Annotated in this window: 13 protein-coding genes; all 13 read left to right on the forward strand. The window is 34.5% G+C overall.

The window, feature by feature from the left end:
• Positions 1-5: 5 nt before the first annotated feature.
• The 13 genes from xylA (at position 6) to ACVEGE_RS14385 (ending at position 23356) form a co-directional block, all read left to right on the forward strand.
• A complete protein-coding gene (xylA, locus tag ACVEGE_RS14325) occupies positions 6-1331 on the forward strand; it encodes a xylose isomerase (protein WP_192501436.1) in 1326 nt (441 codons plus the stop codon).
• A 172-nt stretch (positions 1332-1503) separates the two neighbouring features.
• Entirely contained in the window at positions 1504-2934 is a 1431-nt protein-coding gene (gene xylE, locus ACVEGE_RS14330) for a D-xylose transporter XylE (protein WP_192501435.1), read from the forward strand.
• Between the two features lie 27 nt (positions 2935-2961).
• Positions 2962-3615, forward strand: a complete 654-nt coding sequence (gene fsa / locus ACVEGE_RS14335; RefSeq protein ID WP_173835977.1) for a fructose-6-phosphate aldolase — start codon at positions 2962-2964, stop codon at positions 3613-3615.
• 2 nt (positions 3616-3617) lie between these two features.
• Positions 3618-4460, forward strand: coding sequence for a transketolase (locus tag ACVEGE_RS14340; protein WP_192501434.1), 843 nt, complete (start codon positions 3618-3620; stop codon positions 4458-4460).
• 122 nt (positions 4461-4582) lie between these two features.
• A complete protein-coding gene (locus tag ACVEGE_RS14345) occupies positions 4583-5554 on the forward strand; it encodes a transketolase family protein (protein ID WP_192501433.1) in 972 nt (323 codons plus the stop codon).
• Between the two features lie 199 nt (positions 5555-5753).
• Positions 5754-6737, forward strand: coding sequence for a Gfo/Idh/MocA family protein (locus ACVEGE_RS14350; RefSeq protein WP_192501432.1), 984 nt, complete (start codon positions 5754-5756; stop codon positions 6735-6737).
• An 85-nt stretch (positions 6738-6822) separates the two neighbouring features.
• Positions 6823-7797 carry an aldose epimerase family protein gene (locus ACVEGE_RS14355; RefSeq protein WP_192501431.1) on the forward strand — a complete coding sequence of 325 codons (975 nt, stop codon included), beginning with the start codon at positions 6823-6825 and terminating at the stop codon, positions 7795-7797.
• A 291-nt stretch (positions 7798-8088) separates the two neighbouring features.
• Positions 8089-12258, forward strand: a complete 4170-nt coding sequence (locus tag ACVEGE_RS14360; protein ID WP_225738157.1) for a hybrid sensor histidine kinase/response regulator transcription factor — start codon at positions 8089-8091, stop codon at positions 12256-12258.
• Between the two features lie 614 nt (positions 12259-12872).
• Positions 12873-16004 carry a SusC/RagA family TonB-linked outer membrane protein gene (locus ACVEGE_RS14365; RefSeq protein ID WP_192501430.1) on the forward strand — a complete coding sequence of 1044 codons (3132 nt, stop codon included), beginning with the start codon at positions 12873-12875 and terminating at the stop codon, positions 16002-16004.
• A gap of 13 nt (positions 16005-16017) precedes the next feature.
• Positions 16018-17550, forward strand: coding sequence for a RagB/SusD family nutrient uptake outer membrane protein (locus ACVEGE_RS14370; RefSeq protein ID WP_192501429.1), 1533 nt, complete (start codon positions 16018-16020; stop codon positions 17548-17550).
• Between the two features lie 18 nt (positions 17551-17568).
• Positions 17569-18735 carry an IPT/TIG domain-containing protein gene (locus ACVEGE_RS14375; RefSeq protein WP_173853855.1) on the forward strand — a complete coding sequence of 389 codons (1167 nt, stop codon included), beginning with the start codon at positions 17569-17571 and terminating at the stop codon, positions 18733-18735.
• Between the two features lie 77 nt (positions 18736-18812).
• Positions 18813-20162 carry an endo-1,4-beta-xylanase gene (locus ACVEGE_RS14380; RefSeq protein ID WP_458008557.1) on the forward strand — a complete coding sequence of 450 codons (1350 nt, stop codon included), beginning with the start codon at positions 18813-18815 and terminating at the stop codon, positions 20160-20162.
• A 566-nt stretch (positions 20163-20728) separates the two neighbouring features.
• Complete coding sequence (locus ACVEGE_RS14385; protein ID WP_458008558.1) at positions 20729-23356, forward strand: glycoside hydrolase family 3 C-terminal domain-containing protein; 2628 nt, start codon at positions 20729-20731, stop codon at positions 23354-23356.
• Positions 23357-23363: the final 7 nt, after the last annotated feature.

Genomic DNA, 23363 nt, shown 5'->3' on the forward strand with positions numbered 1-23363 from the left:
TAAAAATGGCAACTTTAGGAAATAAAGAATACTTCAAAGGAATTGGAGATATTAAGTTTGAAGGAAAAGAATCTGACAACCCGTTAGCATTCAAATACTACAACCCAGACCAAGTGGTAGCTGGAAAAACAATGCGCGATCACTTTAAGTTTTCTATCGCATACTGGCATACCTTCTGTGGGCAAGGATCAGATCCTTTTGGACCTGGAACACAAAATTTCCCTTGGGACCAACCTACAGATGCGCTTACTGCTGCAAAAGAGAAAGCAGATGCTGCATTTGAATTTACTACAAAAATGGGATTTGGTTACTACTGTTTCCATGATTACGATTTGATTCAAGAGGGTGCTACTTTTAAAGAATCAGAAAGTAGATTGGCAGCAATCACTAAATATTTGAAAGAAAAACAAGCAGCTTCGGGAGTAAAATTACTTTGGGGTACTGCAAATGCTTTTTCTAATCCTCGTTACATGAATGGTGCAGCAACTAATCCTGACTTTAATGTATTGGCTAGAGCTGGTGGTCAAATTAAATTGGCTATGGATGCAACAATTGCTTTAGGTGGTGAGAACTACGTATTCTGGGGTGGACGTGAAGGTTATATGTCTTTACTAAATACGGATATGGGTAGAGAATTAGACCACATGGGACAATTCTTGAGAACGGCTCGTGATTATGGTCGTGCTCAAGGTTTCAAAGGGAATTTCTTAATTGAACCAAAACCTATGGAGCCAACAAAACATCAATATGATTTTGATACTGCAACTGCAATTGGGTTTTTACGCGCACAAGGTTTAGAGAAAGATTTCAAAATCAATATCGAAGTAAATCACGCAACATTGGCACAACATACTTTCCAACACGAAATTGATGTTGCTGCTCAAGCAGGAATGTTAGGAAGCTTAGATGCTAACCGTGGTGATTACCAAAACGGATGGGATACTGACCAGTTTCCAAATAACATTCAAGAGACTACCGAAGCTATGTTGGTTTTCTTAAAAGCAGGTGGTCTTCAAGGTGGTGGGGTTAATTTTGATGCAAAAATCAGAAGAAACTCAACTGATATGGATGATGCTTTCCATGCACATATTGGTGGAGCAGATACGTTTGCAAGAGCATTATTGACTGCAGATAAAATTATCACATCATCGGCTTATGATAAATTAAGAGCAGACCGTTACAGTTCATTCGATACTGGAAACGGAAAAGCATTTGAAGATGGAAAATTATCAATGCAAGATTTATACAAAATTGCACATGAAAATGGCGAGCTTAACTTGCAAAGTGGTAAGCAAGAATTATTTGAAAATATAATTAACCAATATATTTAATCAACCATTTTATTTTTTGATTTGTGTTTAGCAGTAGAGAGAAGTAGTTTGTTGACTACTTCTCGTTGCTGTTTTAATACTTTTCGAATATAAATTTTACTACTACTGCTACTACTACACTTATATTCAACTACAATAAATTTTATAGCTAACCATTAATTAAAATAAATATATGTCAACAGGATCAAATTCTGCCTATCTATGGAGACTTACTTTAGTGGCAACACTAGGAGGGCTTCTTTTTGGATATGATACAGCAGTTATTTCAGGAACAGTAAGTTCTTTAGAGAAATTCTTTGTACTCCCTTTCGGGCTTTCAGAGGTGGCGTCTAATGCGCGACTTGGATTTTTAGTCTCTAGTGCATTGATAGGTTGTATCATAGGTGGTGTTTTTGGAGGAGTGATAAGCAAGAAATATGGTCGTAAAAACGGACTAATATTGGCTGCAGTTTTATTTCTAATTTCAGCTTTAGGCTCTGCAATGCCTGAGATGTTTGTAAAACCTATAGGTCAAGGTGACCATACTTTTTACAGTCTTTTCATAGTCTATAGAATCATTGGTGGAATAGGAGTGGGCTTAGCGTCGATGTTATCGCCTCTTTACATATCTGAAATTGCACCTGCACGTAATCGCGGGAAGTTAGTTTCAATGAATCAATTTGCTATTGTTTTTGGTATGCTAGTAGTTTATTTCGTTAACTATTTTATAGCACGTCAAGGTGATGCTACTTGGTTAAATGCAATTGGATGGAGATGGATGTTTGCTTCAGAGGTGGTGCCAGCTGTTCTCTTTTTAGTATTCTTATTTTCTGTTCCAGATACGCCTAGATCTTTAGTACTACAGTCTAAACCTGAAAAAGCTTTGGATGTACTTATAAAAGTAAATGGTCCAGAAGAGGCTAACATGATATTAAATGACATTCAAAATACAGTCACTACGCATTCAGGTAAGTTGTTTTCTTATGGATTATCGGTGATTGTTATTGGTATTTTTCTTTCCGTTTTTCAACAATTTGTGGGCATCAATGTAGTATTATACTATGCGCCAGAAATTTTTAAAAGTATGGGGTCAGGAACAGATACGGCTTTGCTACAAACTATAATAGTGGGAGCAATAAATTTAATATTCACTGTTCTAGCAATTCAAACAGTTGACAAAATTGGTCGTAAGCCTTTAATGATTATTGGAGCATTAGGAATGGCCTTAGCAATGTTTGCGCTAGGTACAGCATTTTTTACACACTCTATGGGTGTCTTTGCATTGATTTGTATGCTTGTTTATGTTGCGGGATTTGCCATGAGTTGGGGTCCAGTCACTTGGGTTTTATTAGCAGAAATTTTCCCGAATAATATTAGAGGTAAAGCATTAGCAGTAGCGGTAGGAGTACAATGGGTAGCCAACTATCTAGTGTCTTGGTCTTTTCCAATCATGGATAAAAACAGTGAGTTAATTGCCTTATTTAATCATGGTTTTGCCTACTGGGTTTATGGAGTTATGGGAATCTTAGCCATGCTATTTGTTTGGAAATTTGTACCAGAGACTAAAGGAAAAACTCTAGAGGAAATGAACCAATTATGGGATAAAAAGGATAATACTATTTAAACTAAAAACAAACTAAAATAAACGAAAATGAAATTTTTTATAGATACAGCAAATTTAGCTGAAATAGCAGAAGCACAAGCCTTAGGAGTTTTGGATGGAGTAACTACAAACCCATCATTAATGGCTAAAGAAGGTATCACAGGTGCAGATAATATCTTGAAGCATTATGTGAAAATTTGTGAAATAGTGGACGGTGACGTTTCTGCCGAAGTTATCGCAACAGACTATGAAGGGATGATTAGCCAAGGAGAAGAATTAGCTGCTTTACACCCACAAATCGTGGTAAAATTACCAATGATTGCTGCAGGAATTAAAGCATGTAAATATTTTTCTGATAAAGGAATTAGAACGAATGTAACTCTTGTGTTTTCAGTAGGTCAAGCATTATTAGCGGCCAAAGCAGGTGCTACTTATGTTTCGCCTTTCTTAGGAAGATTAGATGATATTTGCACCGATGGAATGGGTTTAATTGCCGAAATCAGACAAGTATATGACAATTACGATTTTGGAACGCAAATTCTTTCTGCTTCGGTTCGTAACACAATGCATGTAATCAATTGCGCCAAAGTAGGCTCAGATGTTATGACAGGTCCATTATCTTCAATCACAGGATTGTTAAAACACCCATTAACAGATAGCGGATTAGCACAATTTTTAGCCGATTACCAAAAAGGAAACTAACTATGGAAATTTCAAAATTGCAAGATAACGTATCTCAAACTAGAAGAGATATTGTAAGAATGGTTCACAAGGTAAACTCGGGTCATCCCGGAGCTTCTTTGGGTTGTACGGAGTTTTTAGTAGCATTATATAATGAACTAATGGAATTAAAACCAGAGTTTGACATGAATGGTAAGGATGAAGACTTATTCTTCCTTTCTAATGGTCATATCTCTCCAGTTTTTTATAGTGTTTTAGCGCACAAAGGCTACTTTCCTGTAAAAGAATTAGGAACTTTTAGATTACTAAATTCAAGATTACAAGGCCACCCAACAACGCACGATGGTTTACCAGGCGTACGAATTGCTTCAGGATCTTTGGGTCAAGGATTATCGGTGGGGATTGGTGCAGCACAAGCAAAAAAACTAAATAAAGACACTAATTTAGTCTATACACTTCACGGTGACGGAGAATTGCAAGAAGGCCAAAACTGGGAGGCAATCATGTATGCTTCTGCAAAGAAAGTGGATAATCTTATTGCTACAATCGACTTTAATGGGCAACAAATTGATGGTTCTACAGACACTGTTTTATGCATGGGAAGTTTGAAAGATAAATTTCTAGCTTTTGATTGGGATGTGATCGAAATCAAAGAAGGAAACAAGCTCGAAGCAGTTATCGCAGGGATGAAAGAAGCCAAATCAAGAACTGGAAAAGGAAAACCAGTTTGTGTTTTGTTGCATACTGTAATGGGTAATGGAGTCGACTTTATGATGGGTACTCACGCTTGGCACGGAAAGGCACCAAACGATGAACAATTAGCAATAGCTTTGGCACAAAATCCTGAAACGTTAGGGGATTATTAATCCCCTCCTAGACTTTCGCCGTGGCGAAGAGGGAGAGCTACAAAAGTGAATAAATAAAAATATAAAACCCTATTTACCCCAATAGGGACTCCCCTCCTTCGGAGGGGTTGGGGGAGGAAACAATGAAAAAATATACATTTACCGAACAAAAAGACACGCGCTCTGGTTTTGGAGCAGGTCTTGCCGAATTAGGAAGAACGAATCCTAATGTTGTTGCACTTTGCGCGGATCTTATTGGTTCGCTTAAAATGGAAAAATTTATTGAAGAAAACCCAGAACGTTTTTTTCAAATTGGTATTGCTGAAGCAAATATGATTTGTATTGCAGCAGGACTTACTATCGGTGGCAAGATTCCATTTACAGGAACATTCGCCAACTTTTCGACAGGAAGAGTGTACGATCAAATTCGTCAATCTGTTGCATATTCTGATAAAAATGTAAAAATTTGTGCTTCTCACGCAGGATTGACTTTGGGTGAAGATGGAGCAACGCATCAGATATTAGAAGATATCGGAATGATGAAAATGTTACCAGGTATGACCGTTATTAATACCTGTGATTACAACCAAACAGAAGCAGCCACTATTGCAATTGCTGAACACCACGGCCCAGTATACTTGCGTTTTGGCCGTCCGGTGGTGCCAATATTTATGCCTAAATATACCGATGTTGCAAACGAAAATAAATTTGTAATTGGAAAAGCTATTCAATTAACTGAAGGTACAGATGTAACTATTGTTGCAACAGGACATTTGGTTTGGGAAGCTTTACAAGCATCTGAGCAATTAGAAGCTATGGGTATTAGTGCTGAAGTAATTAACATTCACACCATTAAACCTTTAGATGACGAAGCGATTTTAAAATCGGTTGCTAAAACTGGATGTGTTGTGACTTGTGAAGAGCACAATTATTTAGGAGGTTTAGGTGAAAGTGTCGCGGGATTATTATCTTTAAATACACCTACACCACAAGAGTATGTTGCAACCAAAGATACTTTTGGCGAAAGCGGAACTCCAGCACAATTAATGGCTAAATATGGTTTGAATAGTGAAGCTATTGTAACAGCCATTCAAAAAGTGATGAGTCGTAAATAAATTGCCGTTGACTTTAGTCAACGGTTCTGGTTTATTATCAAATTCCATTGACTATCATCAATGGTTCTCGTTTAGTTTAGTATCAATACCCGTTGACTTTAGTCAACGGTTCTTATTGAATTGCTATAGGGCTTTAGCCAAAATAAGGGTGTCATTTTGGCTAAAGCCAATGACATTTCAACTTTAAAAAATTATCAAGATGAGCGAAAATAAAATCAAATGGGGAATTATAGGTTTGGGGAATATTGCCGAGCAATTTGCACGTGATTTAGCTTTGGTTGAAAATGCACAGTTGTATGCTGTAGCATCTCGATCACTAGAAAAAGCGACCGAATTTGGTACTACGTTTAGTGCTGTAAAAAGCTACGGAGATTACGATTCGCTCATTAACGATGATCAAGTTGATATTATTTATATTGCTACGCCACATGATTCGCATGCTAGTTTGAGCATACAGGTACTAAATGCAAAAAAGCATGTGCTTTGCGAAAAACCAATTGCGATCAACTTTGTACAAGCTTCGGAAATGATTGCAGCTGCTAGAAAAAACAATCGTTTTTTTATGGAGGCTTTCTGGACCCGATTCAATCCTACTTTTACAGCTGTTTTATCAAAAATAAGAGCGGGTGAATTAGGGAAAATACAATACATAAATGCTGATTTTGGCTTTATAATGAACAATGGTCAAAACCGCCTAGAAGATATGAATCTGGGCGGTGGATCATTGTTAGACATGGGTGTTTATCCCTTGTTTTTATCCTATATGATTTTGGGAAAACCCGAAAACATTGCGGCATCTTCACTCTTTTATGAAGGCGGAGCCGACAAACAAACCACCATGCTTTTGAATTATCCAACAGCGCAAGCGGTTTTACATAGTAGTTTTATAGCTAGAACCAACATGCATGCTACGATAAGCGGTGAAAATGGGCGTATTGTAATTGATCCTATGTGGCATGAAGCTCAGAGTTTTTCTATATTTAAAGATGATGAGGAAACAAAAATTCTTCTACCTACAAAAGGAAAAGGTTTTACCTATGAAATTGAAGAATGCCATAAATGTATCGCTGCAAATAAAATTGAAAGCGAAATGTGGTCACATCAAAATAGTTTGGACTTAATCACTATCGCAGACCAAGTGCGTAAAGAGGCGGGAATTGTTTACCCTGCTGATACTATTTAATTTATTAAAGCAATTACTGCAACGCTATAATTTTTGACATTAGGATTACTATTTCTCTTAAAACAACTTACTATTAAAACCCATTATGAGCAAACTGACGGTATACACTTTAAAGAATAAAAACGGAATGGAACTTGAAGTTTCTAATTTTGGCGCGACAATTATTAGTTTAAAAGTTCCCAATAAATTAGGTACTTTGACTAATGTAGTAGTGGGTTTAGAAAAAGCTCAAGACTATATTGAAGCACCATATACTGATGTTACTCTATTTTTAGGAAGTACCATAGGTCGTTATGCAGGTAGAATTTCAAAAGGAAAATTTGAAGTTGATGGTAAAGTATATCCATTAGAACATAACGATGGTGTCCACTTGCACGGAGGGGAAGGATTTGATAAAAAGTATTGGGATTTAAAATCACAAACAGATAGTACCATTGTTTTGACGTATGTGAGTCAGCATTTAGAGAATGGATATCCTGGAGAATTAAAAGTAGAAGCCTCATTTGAAATCACGGATACTAATACTTTAAAAATTAGTTATTCAGCGATTACAGATCAGGCTACACCAGTTAATTTAACGATTCATCCTTACATAAATGTTAGCGGCTCAGGTACTGTTTTGTATCAAGAATTGTGGATTAATAGTACGCAACATCTAGAGGTTGATGCGCAATTAATTCCGTCTGGACGCATTTTAGAATCGGTAAATACGGCTTTTGATTATACTGTTCCTTCAAAAATTAACAAATCTACATTTGGAGGCTTTGATGATACATTTGTGATGGGAGAGGGGCAGTTGAAAGCTAGTTTGTATTCGTCCCAATCTGGAATTAAAATGAATGTCTACCATAATCAACCAGCAATGGTCATCTACACTCCCAAACAGTTTCCTAATTTACAATTCAAAAATAATTTGGGTGAAGGTGCTTTTCCAGCAATTTGTTTTGAACCTCAGAACTTTCCTGACGCTCCTCATAATAGTCATTTCCCCAATTCCATTTTGCAGCCCACTGAAACCTATCATAACGATATCGTATTAGAGTTTCAAGTAATACAATAAAAAGAGGAGCACTATCCCTAGGTTGCTTGATCAGTTTATCATTGGAAACGAGATTATGGAGATGAAATTTCTTATTTGATCAAAATTAAGGACTTAACTTTCGATAAAAAAGAAATTTAAAGAGGAGCTACAAGCTTTTTTACAATGTTAAAATTAACTTAAAATAAGAATGCACTATTGTTGCTTATTCGAATCAGTTATTTGATATTTACCATCTCATGCATTTTCTCTAGAACATATTTATTTAATTAAAATTGATACTATAATTTTTAACCATCACTTATTTTGAAAATGATTAAAACGTTCCCATTTTTTAAGATAGTCATCTTGTTTATCATGTTGAGTGTAATTACTAATGTGGCACATTCACAAAAATTGTATGAAGGTTATCAATTTATAAATATAAATGAGGGAATTTCTAAAAGAGGAGTTTCTTGTATTACTCAGGATCAATATGGGTATATGTGGATTGGTACTTTTGGTGCTGGTTTGTATAAATATGATGGAATAAGTTATACCGTTTTTGAAAACGATTGGCAAAAAGAAAGTTCTATCATAAGTAATATTATCTATTGTACCTATGTCGATTCACATAATAAATTATGGATAGGTACGGATCAAGGAATGTGTTTTTACAATAGGGAACTTAATAAATTTGAAAATATTGATCTAAAAGTAGGGCAGTTAAAAGGCACTAAAGTTGATGTTCCTGTAAAAAGTATCATTCAAGATAATTTTGGGAATTTAATCATCGGAACTTTTGGAAGAGGAGTTTTAAAGTTCAATTTAAAAACTTCAAAAATCTCGTTTATAAAGTCTGAAGTAGCGACCTATACTAATTATCAAGTTAATTGTTTGACTAAAAGTAAAAATGGAACGATTTTCCTAGGGACTAGTTATGGATTAAAGTCTTTGCTACCAGGGGCAAAAGTTGTAAAAAATGTAAGAGATGCGGCTGGAAAAACGCTTGTTAGTCAATATATTGAATCGATGGTTCTTGATCGTAAGCAAAATATATGGTTGGGAACATTTTATGAAGGTTTAGTAAAAATTTCAAAAGATGCGACTGGATTTTCTAAAAAGTCATTTCCAATAACCAAGAAAAGAGTCATGGCACTGCTACAAGCTGAAGGCAATTCTATATTATGCGCAACAGAAAATGATGGCTTATTTCTGGTAGATGAGCAAGGAGTGATTCTTAAAAAGTATATCAACAACAAAGCGGAGAACAATAGTTTAAAATCAAATTCGGTTTGGTCACTATTTGCCGATAAAGAAAATAGAGTTTGGTTGGGCTACTACAATCAAGGAGTTGATGTTTTTGATAAATTATACAGTAAGTTTAATGCTATAGGTAGCACTACTTACAATAAAGAAAATGCGCTTCAAGCGAAGTCAGTAACAGGTATTGCAAAGGATAAAGCGGGTAAATTATGGATCAGTCTTGAAGGTGGAGGCGTTGATTATTATGATCCAATTACGAATAATAACAAACATATTAACAGTAAAAATGCTTCGTTTTTATCGGGTTTAAAAAGTGATGATATCCAAACCGTTTTTATAGATAGTAAAGAAAATGTTTGGTTAGGTAGCTGGAATGATGGGATTTATTTTTTAAAAAAAGGGACAAATAGTTTTGTGAATTTCAATACTAATAATACTTCAGGTATAATCTCAAACAGAATGCTAAGCTTCTCTGAAGATTCTAATGGAGTCATCTGGATTGGTACGTATTTACGAGGTTTACACTATTATGTTCCTTCTGAGAATAAATTTTATCATTGTGATACAGCTCCATTTTCATTAAATGGATTAACAAATGGAGATGTTCGAAAAATTTTAGTGGATTCGAATGATAGGATTTGGGTAGGATCGACCTTGGGATTATTTCGGGTTTCGCATGATGAAAATTTTAATTTTTCGGTAGTGGCCTTGAAAAATCAAATGATGACGGACATAAAAATGCAAAAAAACCAGTCAGTTTTATCCTTGTATGAGTCTCAAAACAAACATATTTGGATTGGTACTGATGGTGCAGGATTATTTAGTTACAATCCTGCAGCTAATAAGTTTGATTACTATTATAATTTTAAGGGCTTAGTCGAGAAGTCAGTTGCTGCAATCGTTGAGGATCAAGAGGGTGCTATCTGGATTAGTGGAAAATCGGGAATTACCAAAGTTGATTTAAAGAAAAAAAACGCGATAAACTTTACAAAAGACGACGGACTTTTAGACAATGATTTCAATAATAATTCAGTTTTAAAAGACAAAAATGGTGATTTGTACTTTGGTAGTTACGAAGGAATCAATTATTTCAACCCAAAACAAATAGTAAAAAGTACCAAGCAACCTTTGTTATATTTTAGTGATTTAAAATTATTCAATAAGTCAGTGGGTCCTAATGATGCTGATTCACCACTTACAAAGGTAATATCAGAGACTGAATACCTAGTTTTGACAAATGATCAATCGGTTTTTACTATCGAATATGTAGGTTTGAATTATGCGCATCCTGGTAAAAATGAGTATGCTTATTATTTAGAAGGATTTGAAAAAGAATGGAATTTTGTAGGTGGTAAACGTGCAGCTACTTATACTAATTTACCTCCAGGAAAATATATTTTTAATGTAAAATCAGCCAAAAGAGGCGGAGTCTGGAGTGCAAAACCATTGCAATTGCACATTGAGGTGCTACCACCATTCTGGCGTACAAATTTTGCTTATTTTTTATATGTATTGGCTTTTATCTTGGTATCTGTTTACATGAAGAAATTTTTACAAAGGAGATTTGAGGAAAAACAAGCTATTCAATTTGAAAGAGATAAAGCCGTTCAAATCGAAAAATTAAATGCTAAGAAATTACAGTTTTTCACCAATATTTCTCATGAGTTTAGAACGCCACTTACTTTGATTATTAATCCATTAGAAGATATTTTAAAAAATAAAAGTTTTGGTTTACCTCCTGAAGTCCTAAATAAACTGTTTGTTATTCATAAAAGTTCAGATCGTTTATCACGCTTGATTAATGAATTAATGGACTTCAATAAATTACAGTTTAATAAAATGGCGTTGCATGTGCAACTAATAGAAGTGGTGAGTTTTACTCAAAATATTGTTAGTTATTTTGAAGAGGAAGCCGCTAGTAGATCCATTAACTTACAGTTTGAATCTACCGTTGACTCCCTTCAAGATTGGTTAGACCCTAAGATGTTTGAAAAAATTATTTTCAATATTATTTCTAATGCATTCAAAGTAACTGCTGACAATGGGAAAATAAAAGTGAGTATCAACGCATCACAAAAAATGATTTTTTTACCATTGGCTAATACTCAAAACAAAGTAGAAACATTTGAAATAGCCATTGAAGATACGGGTGCGGGATTGAACAAGAAAGAAATTAAACGCATTTTTGATCGTTTTTACCAAGTTAACAATCTTAATAAAACCTATTATGGTAGCACAGGAATAGGGCTTGAGGTAGTGCGTGGTTTTGTCGAATTGCACAAAGGTAAGATTGAAGTAAATAGTACTTTGGGGGTGGGAACCACGTTTACTGTGATGTTTCCGTTAGGTAATGAATATTTTACCGAAGCTGAAATTCTAGATGAGGAACATCAAGTAGTATTGAGAGAGTCAATTAAAAAAGTAGTGTTTGATGAAAAAGCAGCAACCGATACAGTAGCCATTACAAACGCAATTACACATACTATCTTAATCGTCGAAGATAATACCGAATTGCGAAATTACTTGAAAGACGAATTGAAAAAAAATTATAAAGTAATTGTTGCCGAAAATGGTCAAAAAGGGTTTGAATTAGCTAAACAAAAATTGCCCGATTTGATTTTGACAGATGTGATTATGCCTGTAATGAATGGTCTTGAATTATGTAAAGCTGTAAAAGCCGATTTAAAAACGAGTCACATTCCATTGTTGATGCTTTCTGCAAAAGCTTTGGTTCAGGACAAGTTAGAAGGAATCGATTCTGGAGCAGACATGTACATGAGTAAACCCTTTGATATGGATGTTTTAAAATCCAGTTTAGGGCAGTTAATCAACAGTAGGCAAATCATGTTTGATAAATTTTATAAAGGAATTACCAAGAACACGAAAGAAAAAACAACTACTCTTGATAATGATTTTATACAAAAGACATTAACTTTTATTCATGAAAATATTAGTGACTCTGATTTGAGTGTGGAGGTTTTAGCTTCAAAAGTTTTTCTAAGTAGGAGTCAGTTGTATCGAAAAATTAAAACGTTAACTGGAGTTTCAGTAAATGAATTTATCCGAAATGTCCGATTGGAGAAAGCAAAAGAACTTATACAATTAGGAGATAGCAATATCAACGAAATAAGTTATATAGTGGGCTTTGCATCGCCGTCATATTTTACTAAATGTTATAAAGTAAAATATGGACATTTGCCTACAAAAATGGATAATGATGCAACAGATTCAGAATAAAAAATTGTTGTTTAGTACCAAAAGAGTTCAAATTGAACTCTTTTTTTTTGGTTTATAATTCAAAAATTCAGTTTGAAAATAATGTAAGAATGCAAATGTTTGGTTTCATATTTCTTTGTTTATTTGGAGATAAAGTCGGTGTAACTTGCTAATTTATATTTTTTATGATAATTATGAAGTGTGTAATAAAAAGGTGTTTTTTTTTTACTTAATTAAAAATAAAATAAAACGATTGCTAATTACTTAAAAAATAGATTTTTCATTGTAATATTCTTAATGTCCCGAAATCATTGAGATGGAAAGAGGGTAATGCATCAAATGAACTAGATTTTGCATCATTTGTACTATATAATAGGTCCACTCTTACTCTATTTTTGACTCTGTAAACTAATTATAAAGACAAACTGATTTTTTAATTAAACCATTAACACACAAACCATGCGGGGAAAATTAAATTTATTATTTCAAATGAACGGCTGTCAAAAAGAGGCTAAAAAAAACGACAAGGTTCGTTTTGAAAATGAGATATATTAACAATGATTTTAGAATTATAAAAATTAAATATTTTGATAATAAGTAAAAACAATTAACTAACGAATAAAAACCAATTTAATATGATGATCAAGCTAAAATTCGCACTAATAGCGTTGGCAATGATTTGCACACAGACAGTGCTGTCGCAAACCAAGACCATTAAAGGGGTCGTAACAGATCAGGCTCGATTGCCTTTGCCTGGTGTAAATGTTTCAGTAAAAGGGACGGCTACAGGAGTTGTAACAAACTCAGACGGTTCTTTTGCTCTAGATAAAGTTCCTGCAAACTCTAGGATTATTTTTAGTTTTATAGGGTTTGCCTCTAAAGAAGTTGCAGCAGATAATAAAAGTACTATCAATGTCACTCTAACTGAAGATACAAATAACCTAGACGAGGTTGTAGTGATTGGTTATGGTTCTGTAAAGAAAAAAGATGTAACAGGAGCTGTTTCTACCGTTAGTGCAAAATCAATCAAGGACCAACCCTTTACAGGGATAGATCAAGCATTGCAAGGAAAAGTTTCTGGGGTAACGATAACTCAAAATTCAGGAACTCCCGGAGGTGGTGTTTCCATTAGAATACGTGGAATCGCTTCGTTATCAGGAAATGAGCCTTTATATGTTGTAGATGGTGTACCTATTAATGGAGGAGACAATAATGACTCTTTTAATTACAACTCTTTGGGAGGTGCAAACGGACAAACTAAGTCAAGTGCTTTAACAGCGATAAATCCATCAGATATTGAATCAATGGATATTCTTAAAGATGCTTCGGCAACTGCGATTTATGGTTCTAGAGGATCTAACGGAGTTGTTTTGATTACAACTAAAAAAGGAAAAAAAGGAAAATCGGTAATCTCTTATGAAACCTACACAGGTGTACAGCAGGTTACTAAATTCTTAGATGTTCTTAATTTACAAGATTTTGCAAAATACAGAGCAAGTGTAAGTACTGAATTAGGACAACAAATTCCATATGAGTTTCAAAATCCTGAAATACTAGGAAAAGGAACAGACTGGCAAAAAGAAATTTTTAGAAATGCTCAGATGCAAAATCATCAGATCACTATTTCAGGCGGAAAAGACAATACAAGATATTATACGTCATTAAATTATTTTGAACAAGATGGTATTGTAATTAATACTGGTTTCAAAAGATATTCTATGCGATTGAATATTGATACTAAAGTTAACGATTGGTTCAAAATAGGAAACAATGTTACTTTATCAAATACACAACAAAAAATTGCCTTTAACGATACTGAAGATGGTGTGATTAGTACTGCTGTATCACAATCTCCTAATATTCCTGTACGCTATTCTGATGGGACTTTTGGTGGACCAATAGAAGGTTTTGGTAATACATCGGCTTCAAATCCTGTAGCTACAGCTTTGACTAAAGGAAACAATCTTGCAAAATATAAAATTGTTGGAAGTCTTTTTGGCGAAATTTCATTTTCTAAAGATTTGGCTTTTAAATCTGTTTTAGGATATGACTTTAATACAACTAATGGTTCTGTTTTTTACCCAGATATTACAATAGGTACAACAAGTACAAGTAGTGTGTCTGTTAAGCAACAAAATCAAAGTATGTTCTGGACATTACAAAATTACTTTACGTATTCTAAAACTTTTGGTAGACACAATGTTGTTGCTTTATTAGGTCAAGAAGCGCAAGAGTCTAAATATGAAGGGATTTCTGGTACAAGAACTGGGTTTTTATCAAATGATATTACTACGCTAGGTCTTGGAGATGCTAAAACGGCTACAAATGGTAATTATAAAGGGACAAATAGTTTAAACTCTTATTTTGCTCGTTTAAATTATTCCTTTAATGATAAATATTTGCTAACAGCTACAGTACGTTCAGATTCCTCTTCTAACTTTGGAGATGGTTATAAAACAGGTTATTTTCCTTCTTTTGCTGCCGGTTGGGTAATTAGTAATGAGCCTTTTTTCGAAGGACTTAAAGATGTGGTTAATCACGCAAAATTTAGAGCGGGTTATGGAGAAGTTGGGAATCAAAATATAGGAAGTTACAAATACGGCTCATCAATTGTGAGTTTTCCTACAGGTTTTGGAACTGGTTTTGCACAAGAAAATATTCAAAACCCAACGGTACAATGGGAAACAACCAAAGCATCTAACTTTGGTGTAGAAGTAGGATTCTTTAAAGATGCCTTGCGTTTAGAAGTTGATTATTATAAAAAAGTGTCAAGTGATTTCTTATTCAGTGAGCCAGTACCTGCTTATTTAGGTACAAATCCACAACAAGGAAATTTAGGTCTAGGAGCGAAAGTAATTAACCTTGGTGATATCGAAAATAAAGGATGGGATGTTACCTTAAACACAAGAAATATTTCAAATGATAATTTCAACTGGACATCTTCATTTATATTTTCGACATTTAAAAATAAGCTAACGTCTTTTGGAGATAATAATTCAGCTATATATAGAAATTTCCAATTTAATAATACAATAACAAAAACAGGAGTAGGATCACCTGTAGGTCAGTTTTTTGGGTATCAAGTTGATGGGATTTACAAATCTGAAAAAGATATAGCAGATAGCCCTACGCCGGATAATGAAGTTGGTGCAAATGGCAAAGTATGGGTTGGTGATATAAAATTTAAAGATATCAATGGTAATGGGAAAATTGATGCTGGTGACAGAACTAATATAGGAAATCCAATTCCGGATTTTACGTATAGTGTTATCAATAATATCACGTACAAAAATCTTGATCTATCTATTGTTTTTCTAGGAACTCAAGGAAATAAAATTTACAACTGGACTAGAAAACTTACTGAAAGTTTGGGAGGAACAGGTGGACCGTATTCAAACCAAAGTGCTGATGTAAACAATCGTTTCATAGCTGGTGTGAACGAAAACACAAACATACCAAGATATGTAAATGGAGATCCTAATGGAAACAGTAGAGTATCTGACCGTTTTGTAGAGGATGGTTCTTATTTAAGGTTACAAAATGTAACTTTTGGGTATACCACGCCTGAGGAATTCATTAGTAAAACTAAATTTTTCAGTAAATTAAGAATATACATGACAGGACAAAACTTGTTCACAATCACAAATTATTCTGGATTAGATCCTGCTGTAGGTTCATTTAGTCAAGATGCCTTATTATCAGGTGTTGATAATGGACGTTATCCAGTAGCTAGAGTATTTACATTAGGTTTAAACTTAGATTTTTAAAAAAAATAACAACATGAAAAATTCAACTAAATATTTCGTGCTTTTGATGGCTGTATTTTTTACAGTATCGTGCTCAACAGAATTTTTAGACAATCCGCCAGAGGATAAATTAGTTTTAGATAATTTTTATACTTCGGATGGACAAATATTAGGGTCTGGTAGCGGACTTTACGGTCGCCCTTGGTTCTATTTTAATGAGAAGTTTGTTTACGGATTAGATACCTATGCTGGTAATTCTGTAGGTGCTTATTCTGATTTAGCGCAATTTGAGAACTTCTCTGTAAATTCAACTAATCAGTTTGTTTTTGAAGGATGGCAATCATTGTTTAATGTTGTAGCGCAGTCCAATACACTATTAAACAACTTAGAAAAAAATGTAGGACCAGCAACCACTCCTGAAGTGGTTGAAAGAGTAAAAGGAGAGGCTTATTTTATGAGAGCCACTGCTTACTTTTATTTGGTTAGAATCTTTGGTGCCGTGCCTATTTTAAATAAAATAGAGCAATACACAGACAAAGTTCCTACGTATAGAAATAATGTAGAGGATGTATACAAATTTATTATCACCGATTATAATGAGGCATACAAACGTTTACCATTAGTAACGGGGAATAGTTCTCTTGAAAGAGGTAGAGTCATAAAAAGTGCTTGCGACGGAATGTTGGCTAAAGTGTACATTACGCTAAAAGATTATCCAAATGCTAAAATTCATTCTGAAAATGTTATAAGAAGCGGTGATTACTCCCTTATTGATGATTATGGGTTGATGTTCAATAGTCCAGCAAATAATAACAGTAGAGAGTCAATATTCTCTTTGCAATGGGTAGGTTGTGTAGGATATGGATACGGTAATGCAGCGCAATCTTATATTACTCCAACATCAGAAATTACAGGAGATTATACAGGATGGAAAACCTTTGTACCTAGTATCGATTTGCGTAATGCGTATGAAGAGAATGATAAAAGAAGAAAATCTACTATTATGTTGCCTGGGGATTTTTATCCCGAATTAGTAACTAAAAAAGGAGGTTACACAGTAAGTCCTGGTGGTTTTGGTGGATCAATGGGTTTTAGAAAATATGTTATTGGTTCAACAGCTGAATTCGTAGGTGCTTGTCCACAACAAACCAATCAAAATACGACGATGTTGCGTTATGCTGAAGTATTATTAATTCACGCTGAAGCAATATTAGCTGGTTCAGGATCAACTTCATCAGCAGACGCTTTAGCATCATTTAATAAAGTGAGAACTAGAGCAGGATTGCCTGCAAAAACAAGTATTACGAAGAGTGATATTTTTAAAGAAAGAAGACTTGAATTGGTATTAGAAGGAGATTATTGGTTTGATTTAGTGAGAAGAGACAGAGCGGAAGCGATAAATATTATTTCAAATCAGGAAAGAGGAGCATACAGTAATATTGCTTTATTAGAAGTAAATTCTAAAAAAGTAATACCAACTGAAAATTCTTTCTTGATTCCAATTCCTGCTTCTGAATTAGATGCTAACCCACTTCTTAGAGAGACTCCAGTTCCTTTTCAATTTTAATAATTAAAATATAAAACAATGAGTAAAATAATAAAAAACAGTAGACATTTTCTAGGATTCCTGATTGTTTGCTTAGCGCTATCATCATGCTCAAATGATAATGATTCTGGTGCTGCAGCAATGTTGGAAGGGGTGTATAGTTTAGACAATACAACCTCTCCACCAACTGAAAATAAGGATAAAGGCTATCCTGGGGATTTAGTAAAAATAGAAGGATCAGGATTAAGTAATGTTAAAACAGTTGAATTTGACAATACAGTTAATGTAATTTTTAATCCACAATTGAGCTCTGATTTATCGTTGTTTTTTAATGTTCCTTTTGATGATAAAAAAGGAAGCCGATTTGGAGTTCAAGAATTAAAAATTACAAAAGGAAATGGTGAAGTAGTTGTTTCTAGTTTCGAAATTCTACAGCCAAAAGCAATAATTTCTGAAAAATTTGAACCTTTAGTTCCAAAAGTTGGAACTGTGGTAACGGTAAATGGGGGTTGGTTTTTCAACATTTCCTCTGTTAAGTTCGCAGGCGAAGCAGTTAGTTTTACTCGTATCAATTCTACTTCACTAACTTTTATGGTACCAACAAGTGCAATTGCAGGTGGTGATGTAGAAATTACAACGCCTGGAGGAACTACAAAAAGATTTTTAGACATAGATCAAGGATTTGATTTATATAAAGTGGCTGATTTTGATGGTGGTGGTTTGCGTCCCAACAATAATTGGGTAAAATATGGTGATGCAAATACACTTTCTTATTCAGACGTAGGAGGTACATCTGGAAAATATGCAGAATTTACTTGGGCAGGCGCCACTGCAAACGGATATAATGGAAGCCAATCTGATGCTGGAAATGCTTTATTGAGTGAAACGGCTACAGATGCTGATAAAGCATTCTATCTTATCGATGTAAATAGTGGAGGAGCGATAGGAACTAAAATTGATTTACTTCTTGTAGACAGTGATGGCGGAAACTGGGCGTATTCTTATACAATTGCAACTGCAGGATGGCAAACTATAGAGGTTAAAACTTCAGATTTCGGAGCTAATTATGATTCATCAGAGCAAGGTCAGGGAGATGTAAATCCTTCTAAAATAAACCAAGTTAAGATGACGATTAATCAAAATGGAGGAACACCAAATCCTTCTAAAGTTCAATTTGATAATATTAGATTTAAGGTTTTACGCTAGTTCGGTTTAGTGTAAATAATGTTAATTGTTAGAAAGGTTGCTGCATATAAGCAGCAACCTTTAAAAAAAAAATATAGATGAAAAAAATGAAAATAAAACAAGCTTTGTTGTTAATCTGCTTAAGCTTATTTGTATTAAGCTGTTCTAAAAGTGATGAAGAAGTAGCAGTGATTGCTGGGGTACCTTCTGCATATGCTGCAGTGAATCTGACTGATTCTGGATTTACCGCTAACTGGACAAGAGTGTATCGTGCCGATAATTATTTGTTAGATGTATCTACAACGGCTGATTTCTCAACTCTTTTACCAAATTATAATGAATTATCAGTAAATGCTTTAACGATAGACATTGAAGGTTTAGATTCTGGTACTACTTATTATTATAGAGTAAGAGCGGTACGAGGGGAGTCAATTTCTACATTTTCAAATGTGATTGTAACAGAAATAATCAGTACAGGTCCAGAACCTACAACGGCGCTAAAAGAAGCAGCTAATTTTAATGTAGGTATGATAGTAAGATCTAATCGACTAACGGGAATAACATCGGACATTATCTTAAGAGAATATGATAACATTACGTCTGAGTATGAAATGAAAATGGATCAAATGTATCCAAGTAAGGGAACGTATGACTTTACAGCAGTTGATAAAATTGTAAAGTATGCTACAGATAATAACTTAAATCTTCATGGACATGCTTTGATATGGCACAATTCAGTCCCAAGTTGGGTAACTAATTTTGTAGGTACAGATGCTGAGTTTGAGACTATGGTTAAAGAGTATATTACTACCGTAGTAACACGTTACAAAGGAAAAGTAAAATCTTGGGACGTTGTTAACGAAGCTGTTGATGATGGTAGTGGAAACCCGTTAAGAAATTCAATTTTCAAACAAAAAATGGGAAATGACTATATTAAAAAATGTTACCAATGGGCTAGAGCTGCTGATCCTGCATGTAAATTGTTTTACAATGATTATAATTTCGCATCTTCTGCTACTAAAAGAGCTGCAATCTTTAAAATTGCTGATGATTTGAAAAAAGACAATCTTATTGATGGTTTAGGTGCACAAATGCATATTAGTTATAAAGGGCCTGCTGCTTCAGAAATTCAAGCTGTGGTTGATGGGACTGTTTCTAGAAATTTATTAATGCATTTTGCAGAATTAGATATTCAAGCTAACCCTGACAATAATTTAACTTCATTAACACCTGAAAGAGCTATTGAACAAAAAAACAAGTACAAAGAAGTAGTGAAGATTTTTAACGCTATTCCTGCAGCTAATCAGTATGCACTTACGGTTTGGGGAATGAGAGATAGTGAATCTTGGTTGCTAGATTTTTGGGGACATATTGATTGGCCTTTGATGTACAATGAAGATTACAGTGTAAAAAAATCACATACTGGTTTTCTTGAAGGATTAAAATAGTCATAAGCACTATATAGATTACGGACTCAGACCTCCAAATCACTTTTTTACTGACGAATTAGCAGCGAAATTGTGACTTGTAGGTAGGAGTCCGTTTTTTTGTATCTTATCCTAAAGTAATATTAAAAGCGCATATTTGAGTGTTTTTAGTCATGTTCTGATGAGCTATTTTAAAATAGGTATCTCTATTTAAAAGTCATTTTTTTTACGATTATATAAATAATAATGAAGTTTTTTAAGGCTATTTATAATTTTTTAATAGTTATCGAAATTTACATTTTTATTTTAAAACCACTCATTAACGCCTACAAATAGTGAAATACGCACGATTTGTTGTAGTTATAGCTTCAAAAGTGTCATTTGGCAACGGAACATCCTGCTACTTTTACCAAACAGTTTTTACAATTACTAGTCGGTTTTATAACAGCTAATAATTTAAGAATAGTAAGTTCAAAATTGTCTTGAAAATTCAGTTTTATACCCTAAAAAAACGGACTGTTTTCGAAATAAAAACAGCTCCAAATAGTCGAACAAGATTTACCCAATTATAAATTAAAAAATACAATATGTCTCCATTAAAACAGATATGTCTTTTCTTTTTACTTGCCATCACAACTTGTGGTGCACAAGTGGCTTTACATAAAGATGCCTCAAAAACTTTTGAAGAACGCGCTTCTTTTTTGGTTTCGAAAATGACATTGGAAGAGAAGGTTTCTCAAATGACCTACAACTCTGCTGCAATAGATAGATTAGAAATTCCTGAAATGAACTGGTGGAACGAATGTTTACATGGTGTAGCTCGTGCGGGAATTGCCACTGTTTTTCCACAAGGAATCGGAATGAGTGCCATGTTTGATAGAAAGCAAATGTTCGAAAATGCCAATGCAATCTCAGATGAAGCGAGAGCCAAACATCATGATTTTGTATCTAAAAATAAAAGAGGCATTCACCAAGGCTTGACTTTTTGGACACCCAACATTAATATTTTCAGAGATCCAAGATGGGGTCGCGGAATGGAAACCTACGGAGAAGATCCATATTTAACGGGAGAATTGGGGGTACAATTTATAAAAGGCTTACAAGGAAACGATCCTAAATATTATAAACTGATTGCTACAGCTAAACATTTTGTAGTACACAGCGGACCAGAAGCGAGTCGTCATAGTTTTAATGTAGACCCATCCGACTTTGATATGTTGAACACCTACAGTCCACAATTCGAAAAAGTGGTAAAGGAATCGGGCGTGTATTCTGTAATGTGTGCATATAACAGCTTCAAAGGTGTGCCTTGTTGCGGAAACAAACAATTAAGTGAATTATTGAGAAAAGATTGGGGTTTCAAAGGATATATCGTTTCTGACTGTTGGGCAGTGACTGATTTCTATAACAAAGGAGCTCATGAAGTAGTACAAACTAAGGAACAAGCATCTGCAATGGCTGTACAAGCGGGAACCGACTTAAATTGTGGAGATTCCTATCCTTCACTGGTAAAAGCCGTGGAGCAAGGTTTAATTTCTGAAGCCGAACTAACCGTTTCTGTAGAAAGATTAGTAGAAGCTCGATTAAAACTTGGTTTGTTTGCACCAAAAGGCGATGTGAAATTTGAAGACATTCCCTATTCAGTAGTAGATTCAGAAGTACATCGTTTACTAGCACTTCAATCTGCTAGAAAATCAATGGTTTTATTAAAAAATAATAACCTATTGCCATTAAGCAAAAACGTGAAAAAAGTAGCGGTTATAGGTCCAAATGCGAATGATGCGGATGTTTTGCTTGGGAACTACAATGGTTTTCCGTCACAACCTATAACACCTTTGCAAGGGATTAAAAATAAATTACCCAATACGAATGTGAGTTTTGCACAAGGGTGTAGACTAGCAGATGGTTTGCCAATTTTAGAAGCGGTTCCTGCGTCTGTTTTATATACCGATAGTAAATTGAAAAATAAAGGTTTGAAAGCCGAGTATTTTTCGAATACCACTTTAAAAGGTAACCCATCGCACAAACAAATTGATAAAAACGTTGACTTTTTGTGGGCAACAACGCCACCATTTCCAGAAATGACGTACGATAAATATTCAGTTCGTTGGACTGGCTATCTTTCGGTTCCCAAATCAGGTCGCTACGCGATAGGAGGGCAATCTTATTCTGGAATGAAATTGTATGTTGATGATAAATTAATTGTAGAAAGTGACAATGTTTATGAGCCTAAAACAGAATATGAGTATTTAGATTTAGAAGCAAACAAAGCCTACAAAATTAAATTAGAATACAAGCAAGACAATTCAGAGCATGCTATAATGCGTTTTTTATGGGAAGCACCAAATGAAAATCTTGAAAAAGAAGCAATGGCGTTGGCTAAAGCATCTGATGTTGTAGTTTTCTGCATGGGATTGAGTCCGCTTTTAGAAGGAGAGGAAATGAAAGTGAAAGTAGACGGTTTTGCAGGTGGTGATCGTGTGGATATCAAACTACCAGCTTCTCAAACCAATTTAATGAAAAAAATAAGCACACTAGGCAAACCGATGGTTTTGGTTTTGCTAAACGGTAGTGCGCTTGCCATCAATTGGGAAAACGAAAATATTCCGGCTATTCTAGAAGCTTGGTATCCTGGACAAGCGGGTGGTACTGCAATTGCCGATATTTTATTTGGTGATTACAATCCGTCAGGGCGTTTGCCACTTACTTTTTATAAAGACATTAATGACATTCCAGCTTTTGATGATTACAACATGAAAGGCAAAACCTATCGCTATTTTCAAGGGAAACCCTTGTATGAATTTGGTTTTGGGTTGAGTTATACAAGTTATAAATACAGCAATCTGGCTTTAGACAAAGAACAAGCAACGAATAAAGAAATTCTACTTTCAGTTAATGTTACCAATACTGGAAAAGTAGATGGCGACGAAGTGACGGAACTGTATATGAAAAGTGCCAAAGACGATTTTCAAAATACTATAAGAACATTGGTTGGTTTTGAAAGAACTTTTCTAAAAGCAGGTGAAACAAAGACTATTTCGTTTAAAGTGCAACCAAAACAATTGGCACAAATCAACGCTGATGTAAAAATGGAAGTGAGTCCAGGCGATTATACTTTTTCTGTAGGAGGTGCACAACCAAATGAGGAAAGAATAAAAGAAGCCAATGTAGTTGTTAGCACAGTTACTTTAAAAGGAAACCCATTCAAAATTTAATTAAAAC

The organism is Flavobacterium sp. PL002, assembly GCF_054165825.1.

Excerpts from the sequence above, each read along its gene's own strand:
- ACVEGE_RS14360 (WP_225738157.1), top strand. The coding sequence starts at position 8,089 with ATGATTAAAACGTTCCCATTTTTTAAGATAGTCATCTTGTTTATCATG.
- ACVEGE_RS14365 (WP_192501430.1), top strand. The coding sequence starts at position 12,873 with ATGATGATCAAGCTAAAATTCGCACTAATAGCGTTGGCAATGATTTGC.
- ACVEGE_RS14380 (WP_458008557.1), top strand. The coding sequence starts at position 18,813 with ATGAAAAAAATGAAAATAAAACAAGCTTTGTTGTTAATCTGCTTAAGC.
- ACVEGE_RS14350 (WP_192501432.1), top strand. The coding sequence starts at position 5,754 with ATGAGCGAAAATAAAATCAAATGGGGAATTATAGGTTTGGGGAATATT.
- ACVEGE_RS14375 (WP_173853855.1), top strand. The coding sequence starts at position 17,569 with ATGAGTAAAATAATAAAAAACAGTAGACATTTTCTAGGATTCCTGATT.
- xylA (WP_192501436.1), top strand. The coding sequence starts at position 6 with ATGGCAACTTTAGGAAATAAAGAATACTTCAAAGGAATTGGAGATATT.
- ACVEGE_RS14355 (WP_192501431.1), top strand. The coding sequence starts at position 6,823 with ATGAGCAAACTGACGGTATACACTTTAAAGAATAAAAACGGAATGGAA.
- ACVEGE_RS14340 (WP_192501434.1), top strand. The coding sequence starts at position 3,618 with ATGGAAATTTCAAAATTGCAAGATAACGTATCTCAAACTAGAAGAGAT.
- xylE (WP_192501435.1), top strand. The coding sequence starts at position 1,504 with ATGTCAACAGGATCAAATTCTGCCTATCTATGGAGACTTACTTTAGTG.
- fsa (WP_173835977.1), top strand. The coding sequence starts at position 2,962 with ATGAAATTTTTTATAGATACAGCAAATTTAGCTGAAATAGCAGAAGCA.
- ACVEGE_RS14370 (WP_192501429.1), top strand. The coding sequence starts at position 16,018 with ATGAAAAATTCAACTAAATATTTCGTGCTTTTGATGGCTGTATTTTTT.
- ACVEGE_RS14385 (WP_458008558.1), top strand. The coding sequence starts at position 20,729 with ATGTCTCCATTAAAACAGATATGTCTTTTCTTTTTACTTGCCATCACA.
- ACVEGE_RS14345 (WP_192501433.1), top strand. The coding sequence starts at position 4,583 with ATGAAAAAATATACATTTACCGAACAAAAAGACACGCGCTCTGGTTTT.